Origin of the sequence: Microcoleus sp. S13_C5 (assembly GCF_036700845.1) — a bacterium.
GTDB lineage: Bacteria > Cyanobacteriota > Cyanobacteriia > Cyanobacteriales > Microcoleaceae > Microcoleus.
Genome location: NZ_JAUBPR010000088.1, coordinates 20,447 through 28,025, shown reverse-complemented (window position 1 = coordinate 28,025; position 7,579 = coordinate 20,447). Strand labels below are relative to the sequence as shown.

The following is a 7,579-nucleotide window of genomic DNA, read 5'->3' as shown; positions in this document are numbered from 1 at the left end:
TTACTTGAACGGCTTAATTGGTAATCAGCGAAGACCTGCATGAGTATCATTACTCACTACAGAAGTGACATGCTCCCCAAAAACTTTATCCCAATGCCCAAGTCAGCGTCGCTGCCAGTGGCACAGGGGGAGGGTTTAGCAAGTTTTGTGCTGGAAACCTTGAGATTGCGGGGGCTTCTCGCACCATTAGAGAGGAAGAAATCAAAAAATGTGCTGACAAAGGAATCGAATTTATTGAACTGCCGATGGCTCTTGATGGTCTGGCGGTAGTGGTTAATAAGGAAAATAACTTTGCCAAATGTCTAACGATTAAAGAATTAGACATAATGTGGAATGCCAAATCCGAAGGCAAGATTACCAGTTGGAAGCAAATCAATCCCGACTTTCCCGACGAAAAACTGTTGCTGTTTGCCCCTCCTTCCGATACAGGAACCTTTGATTATTTCACCCAAGCCGTAACGGGTAAAAGGAAAAATAGCCGTACCGACTTTACCCCCAGTCGCAACCAAAATACCCTCGTGCAAGGGGTGATTGGCAATAAATCGGGACTGGCGTATCTGGGAATTGCCTTCTTGCTCCAAAACCAAGACAAATTGAACGGGGTGGCGATTGAAAATGCAGATGGAAAATGTGTTAAACCAGTTCCCCTTGATAACGTTCTGAGAAATATCTATAGCCCCCTTTCTCGCCCCCTCTTTATCTACGTCAATAAAAAGGCCCTGACAACCAATCCTTCCCTGGAAAGATTCGTGAAATTCTATCTAGAAAATTCTTGGAAATGGGTAGAGGGTGTGGGCTATGTGCCGTTACCCGATGAAGCTTATGTGAAAACTAAGCAAAAATTTGAGCTGCGTGAAACCGGAACGAAATTCAAAAAAGCCAAACCCGGTGAACCCATTACTAACTTTATTTAAGGAGGAAATCTCAAACCCATGACCCTAACTCCTAGTTCCTTTGATGACTCCCTTTTCGCTGCGGATGACTCCTTGCTTAAGAAGTCTTCGGAAGATGTCCCAGAAAAGATTATTGGTGCGGTTTTATTTGCCTGTGCCTTCGTGTCCGTTGCCACAACCTTTGGTATTGTCTGGATTATTTTCCAAGAGACTTGGGGTTTTTTCCAAGAAGTTTCTTTAGCCCAGTTTTTTCTGGATACCCGATGGACTCCCCTGTTTGCCGAAGCCCATTTTGGCATCTGGCCACTGCTGAACGGAACGTTTTTAACCTCTGCGATCGCTATGGCTGTGGCGGTTCCTTTGGGTTTGTCTTCAGCCATTTACCTGAGTGAATATGCCCAACCGAAAGTGGCAGCCGTGTTACGCCCTGCTGTGGAGTTATTGGGGGGAATTCCCACAGTAGTTTATGGCTACTTTGCTTTGCTCTTTGTCACTCCGGTTCTGCGGCATCTTTTCCCCTTAGAGATTTTTAATGCCCTCAGCGCTGGGTTAATGATGGGCATTATGATCACCCCCACAGTCGGTTCCATCAGCTTAGATGCCATTCAATCGGTCCCCCGTTCTCTGCGGGAAGGTTCCTATGCCTTGGGCATTACCAAACTAGAAACCATTTTTAAAGTGGTTCTTCCGGCAGCCTTGTCTGGGATTATGGCTTCGATTATTTTAGGCATTTCCCGCGCAGTGGGAGAAACCATGACAGTTCTGATTGCGGCTGGATCGCAGCCTCGCCTCACTTGGAATTTCATGGAATCCGTCGCCACCCTGACCGCTTTTATGGCGGAGATTTCGGGGGGAGATAGTCCCAGGGGTAGCCTCAGCTTTAAGACTTTGTATGCGGTGGGAGCAGTTCTGTTCGTGATTACATTGTCTCTCAATATGGCCAGCTTCTGGATTTCTAGCCGCTTTAAGGAAAAATACGACTGATTGCTATGGTTAAATCAACTTCAACAAACAATTCCGTCAAAACTGCCGAATTTACCGATAACCTAGAACGCCGAGAAGCGATCGGTAAAGTCTTTGAGTATCTCTTCTTAATTGGGTTACTCATCGGTTTATTTGTCCTCGCCTTACTGGTTCTTAATATCCTTCATGATGGACTTGGAAGATTGCTAACACCGGGGTTTCTCACGGAAACGCCTTCCCGTTTTGCCGAACGCGGAGGTATCCGTCCAGCCATTATTGGGAGTTTCTTTCTGGGACTGATCGTCCTTCTGGTTGCGGTTCCCATTGGGGTAGGGGCTGCTTTGTATCTAGAGGAATATGCCCCTAAAAAGTGGTGGACTGCCGTGATTGAGATAAATATCGGGAATTTAGCGGGGATTCCTTCTATTGTCTATGGCTTACTGGGTTTAGGGGTCTTTAACTATTTACTAGGGTTTGGGCCTACCTTGATTTCGGGGGCATTAACCCTTGCCCTATTGTCTTTACCTGTCATTATCGTCACGGCGAGGGAGGCCATCCGCGCCGTTCCCGATTCCCTGAGAAATGCTTCCTATGGACTGGGAACTACCAAATGGCAAACCATTCAACATCATGTCTTACCCTATGCCATTCCGGGAATTCTTACGGGGGTGATTATTTCTGTCTCCCGCGCCATGGGGGATGCTGCTTCTTTGGTGGTCGTGGGTGCTGTCAGTTTCCTCACGTTTAATCCGGGTTTATTCCAACGATTTATGGCGTTACCCATTCAAATTTTCAGCTATATCACTCGTCCTGAACCGGGGTTTGCCAGTGCAGCAGCAGCGACGATTATTGTGCTGATTATCTTGATTTTGGGGCTTAATGGCGTCGCTATCTTTCTGCGACAACGCTATTCCAGCCATTAATTAACTTGAGTTGTCAAGATTAAGGAGACTATTTCAGATGACTGACAGTAATACCAAACTCAAAACGGACGATAGTGCGTTTGAGGCAGAAGGCGTAAAGGTTTATTACAATGGCTTTTTAGCCCTTGTTGATGTCTATATCAAAATTCCCCGTCAAAAAATTGTCGCCTTTATCGGCCCTTCAGGCTGTGGCAAAAGTACCTTATTGCGTTGCTTCAATCGCATGAATGATTTAATCCCTGGTGCCAAGGTGGAAGGGAAACTCATTTACCGCAGCCGTAATATTTACGATCCGCAAGTGAATCCCGTCAAATTGCGGCGACAGGTGGGAATGGTGTTTCAAAGACCGAATCCGTTTCCCAAGAGCATTTATGAAAATATTGCCTATGCCCCCAGAACCAACGGATATCAAGGAAATCTGGATGAATTAGTGGAATCTTCCCTCAGACAAGCAGCTATCTGGGATGAGGTTAAGGATAAACTGCAAGAGAAAGGAACGGCGTTATCGGGGGGACAACAACAAAGGGTTTGTATTGCCCGGGCGATCGCTATGAAGCCCGATGTTTTATTGATGGATGAACCTTGCTCTGCTCTCGACCCCATTTCTACTCGACAAGTTGAAGAACTGTGCTTAGAACTGAAGGAACGATACACAATTATTACAGTGACTCACAATATGCAGCAAGCCTCAAGAATCGCAGATGCGACGGCTTTTTTCAATACAGAAACGGACGATGAAGGCAAACGGCGCGGCAAATTGGTGGAGTTTGGTCCCACTGAACAAATTTTCGGTTCTCCCCAAACCAAAGAAGCCGAAGAGTACATTAGTGGACGCTTTGGTTAAACGCAAGTGTCAGATTTATAGCCTTTCTCAGTAACATGAGGTACCCGACGTGCATAGGGCATAGGGCATAGGGCATAGGGCATAGGGCATACGGCATACCTCCCTTTCTTGAGAACCGCTATACAAGCTTTTCTGCTGTAAGTGGAGCCACAGCCTCCGGAGCTGCGTTACCAGGAAGAGCCTGGTAACGAGTATAATTCACCGAGGAATGTGCGCGCGGCGCACCCTAGAAATTAAGCGGAGAAGTATTTGGCTGCTGGGTGATAGGTGATAATTGCGGTTGTTGATTGTTCGGGATAAAGTTGTTCGCTTTCATCCATGTAGAGGTTGATGCGATCGCACTTTAACAATTCCAATTGCTTGTACTGATCCGCCATATTCGGACAAGCAGGATAGCCGAAACTGTACCGCGAACCCCGATATCTTTGCGCTAGCATATCGCGAATGTTGTCCGGTTCCTCGCTACCAAATCCCAATTCCCGGCGAATTCGCGCGTGAGTCCATTCTGCTATTGCTTCCGCTGTCTGAACCGCTAATCCGTGAAAGTAGAGATAGTCGGTATATTGATTGTTAGCAAATAGCTTTTGCGCGTACTCTGTAGCAATTTCTCCCACTGTCGCTACTTGCATCGGAAATACATCGATTTTACCCGATTCTTTGGGCGCGAAGAAGTCGGCAATGCACAGCCTGCGCGCCGATTTTTGCCTGGGAAATGTGAATGTTGCAGCGGGTGTCGATACATCTTGCCCGTTATTCATAATTTCCGGGTCGTACAAATGCAAAGAATTGCCTTCAGCGTGACAGGGGAAATACCCGTAAATTGCTTGCGGATGCAGTAACTTTTCGGTGAGAATTTTGTGTTTCCACTCTTCCAATATCGGATAAACTTTCTCAGCTAAGAAAGCATCGTATTCTTCCCGCGATTGGTCTTTTGGCTTGCGAAACTGCCACTGACCGGCAACTAAAGCTTGCAAATCTAAGTGCCAGACAATCTCTTCAAAGGGGATGTCTTCTCCCTGCAACAGTTTCGTTCCCCAGAAAGGAGGATTTGGGCGATCGATATCTGCTGCAACTGCTTCGGATCGCCTGGTATCTATCACCACAGGAGTGTCTGCTTTCTTGGCATCTTCTACAGAAGTCTGTGGCGCAGCTTTAGCTTCTTTAGCCGCCCCATTATCCTGCCCTATTTCATCTAAAAATCCTTGCAAATCTTCCCATTTACCAGCAGATTTTGCAGGCATGAGTTTGTCCATAAAGTGCAAGTCAGAAAACGCATCTTTGCCATAAACTACTTTACCTTTGTATGTATTTTGGCAGTCTTCATGTACAAACTTGGGAGTCAAAGCCGCGCCGCCCAAAATTACCGGAACCGTGATTCCTTTCTGGTTGAATACTTCCAGATTCTCTTTCATGAATGCGGTCGATTTTACCAGCAAGCCACTCATCGCAATACAGTCGGCTTTGTGCTTTTCGTAGGCTTCGATGATATTGTCAACTGACTGTTTAATACCCAAGTTTATCACTCGGTAGCCGTTGTTTGATAGGATAATATCAACCAAGTTTTTGCCGATGTCGTGAACGTCGCCTTTGACAGTAGCGATGATGAATGTGCCTTTGGCGTTGTCCCCGGATTCGGACTTTTCCATGTACGGTTCTAAATAGGCAACTGCCGCTTTCATGGTTTCTGCTGACTGCAATACAAATGGCAGTTGCATTTGTCCCGAACCGAACAATTCTCCGACTACTTTCATGCCGTCTAGCAAGAAGGTATTGATAATGTTGAGAGGCGGATAGGTTTCTAATGCTTTGGCGAGTTGGATGTCGAGTCCAATGCGTTCGCCGTCGATGATGTGCTGCTTGAGACGTTCTTCTACCGGGAGGCTTGCGTCTTCTGTCCGATCGCGCTTGGTAGTTTTGCCCGCAAACACCGTTGTCAGGTCGCCCAAGGGGTCGTAAACGCAAATATCGCCGTCAAACTCCCGTTCGTCGTAAATGAGTTTACGGCAGATTTCTTGGTGTTTGGGGTCGATTTTGGCAAGGGGCAAAATCTTATTGGCGCTGACAATTGCTGAGTCCATCCCGGCTTGCATTGCTTCGTGCAAAAACATGGAATTCAAAACTTGCCGCGCCGCCGGATTCAAGCCGAAGGAAATGTTAGAAACTCCTAAAATTACGTGACATCCTGGTAATTCTTGGCGGATGCGGCGGATGGATTCGATGGTAGCTTTGCCGTTTTTTCTGTCTTCTTCTATCCCGGTAGAAATGGGCAAAGCTAGGGTGTCAAAAAAGATTTCCTCGGCGGGAATTCCGTAGGCGACGGCGGCGTTATATGCGCGTTGGGCGATCGCAAATTTTTGGTCAGCAGTTCTCGCCATCCCGTCTTCGTCAATTGTCCCGATAACTATGCCCGCGCCGTATTTTTTTGCCAACTCCAAAACTTGATAAAAACGCGGTTCTCCGTCTTCGTAGTTAGTGGAATTCAGCAAACATTTGCCGCCCGCAACTTTTAAGCCTGCTTCCATCTTTTCCCATTCTGTGGAATCCAGCATTAAAGGGAGAGTGGCATTAGTCACAACGCGGGAAACTAATTCTTTCATGTCGCGCACGCCGTCGCGGCCGACATAATCAACGTTAACATCGAGAATGTGCGCGCCTTCTCGCACTTGTTCCCTGGCCATTGCTACTAAACCATCCCAGTCTTCGGCGTTTAGCAAATCGCGGCATTTTTTGGAACCGCTGGCGTTGAGTCTTTCGCCGACAATTAAGAAGGAATTTTCTTGTTCGTAGGGTTGGGCGCTATAAATTGAAGCGGCGGATGGTTCCCAAGTAATTTCGCGGATTTTGGGTTTAAGAGTTTTGCCAATTTCTGATAGTTCGCGGATGTGATCGTAGCGGGTTCCGCAGCAGCCACCGATGACTTGCACGCCTAAGTCTTCGACAAAGCGCATCAAGGCCATCTTTAATTCTATTGGCGTGAGTTTGTAGTGCGCGTGTCCGCCGATGTTTTCGGGTAAACCGGCGTTGGGAACGCAGGAAACGACGAAGGGCGAATGTTCGGAAAGGTATTTGACGTGTTCGGCCATGCGATCGGGCCCGGTGGCGCAGTTGAGGCCTAAAATGTCGATCGGGTACGGCTGCAAAATGGCTAGGGCGGCGCTGATGTCGGAACCGACTAACATTGTGCCGGTGGCTTCCATTGTGACTGATACCATTAATGGAATTCGCGCACCTTTTTTCTTAAATACTTCTTCAATGGCATTTAATGCTGATTTAATTTGCAGCACATCTTGACAAGTTTCGACAATAAATAAGTCAACGCCGCCGTCATAAAGTCCTTCTGCTTGTTCGGCAAAAGCGGCGGTGAGTGTGTCGAAATCGATGTGTCCTAATGTGGGCAATTTGGTGCCTGGCCCGATCGAACCTGCGACAAATCTCGGTTTTTCTGGCGTGGAAAATTCGGCGGCGATACCCTTGGCAAGTTCGGCGGCAGTTTTGTTGAGATAATATGCTTTGTCTGCCAAATCGTATTCGGCGAGTACGATGGAAGCCGCGCCAAAGGTGTCTGTTTCGATGACATCGGCCCCTGCTTCGAGGAATCCCCGGTGCACGTTGGCGACGGCTTCGGGTTTGGTGTGGACGAGATATTCGTTGCAGCCTTCGTATTCTTTGCCGCCAAAGTCTTCTGCGGTGAGGTTTTGGACTTGCAGGTTGGTTCCCATTGCGCCGTCGAAGACGATGACGGGGCGTGAGGGGTGGTGGAGGCGATCGAGGAATCTGCTATTCATAAGCGGTCAAAAAAAACGCCGGTGCTATATATTTACAATTTTATCTATTGTGCAATATTGTCCACAATTATGTGAATGTTGGCAAATGGCTAATGACTATGCCGATTTGAGATTTTGGATTTGGGATTTTGGATAAAAAAAAACCAGCCCCGGGATTCATTCCCACGCGCA

At 47.3% G+C, this 7,579-nt stretch carries 4 protein-coding genes and 1 pseudogene; 4 read left to right on the top strand and 1 reads right to left on the bottom strand.

Going from position 1 to position 7,579, the window contains the following annotated elements; translation table 11 throughout:
- Window positions 1-89: 89 nt before the first annotated feature.
- From QUA04_RS20725 to pstB, 4 genes and pseudogenes are all read left to right on the top strand, one after another.
- Window positions 90-914: pseudogene (locus QUA04_RS20725) on the top strand (PstS family phosphate ABC transporter substrate-binding protein); the annotation flags it as partial.
- Between the two features lie 18 nt (window positions 915-932).
- Window positions 933-1,877 carry a phosphate ABC transporter permease subunit PstC gene (gene pstC, locus QUA04_RS20720; RefSeq protein WP_333260043.1) on the top strand — a complete coding sequence of 315 codons (945 nt, stop codon included), beginning with the start codon at window positions 933-935 and terminating at the stop codon, window positions 1,875-1,877.
- Window positions 1,878-1,882: 5 nt separating this feature from the next.
- Window positions 1,883-2,779 carry a phosphate ABC transporter permease PstA gene (gene pstA / locus QUA04_RS20715; protein ID WP_333260040.1) on the top strand — a complete coding sequence of 299 codons (897 nt, stop codon included), beginning with the start codon at window positions 1,883-1,885 and terminating at the stop codon, window positions 2,777-2,779.
- 37 nt (window positions 2,780-2,816) lie between these two features.
- On the top strand, window positions 2,817-3,623 hold the full coding sequence (pstB, locus tag QUA04_RS20710) for a phosphate ABC transporter ATP-binding protein PstB (RefSeq protein WP_333260037.1): 807 nt from the start codon (window positions 2,817-2,819) through the stop codon (window positions 3,621-3,623).
- Between the two features lie 233 nt (window positions 3,624-3,856).
- Here pstB and metH read toward each other — a convergent pair whose 3' ends face one another.
- On the bottom strand, window positions 3,857-7,408 hold the full coding sequence (gene metH / locus QUA04_RS20705) for a methionine synthase (protein WP_333260034.1): 3,552 nt from the start codon (window positions 7,406-7,408) through the stop codon (window positions 3,857-3,859).
- Window positions 7,409-7,579: the final 171 nt, after the last annotated feature.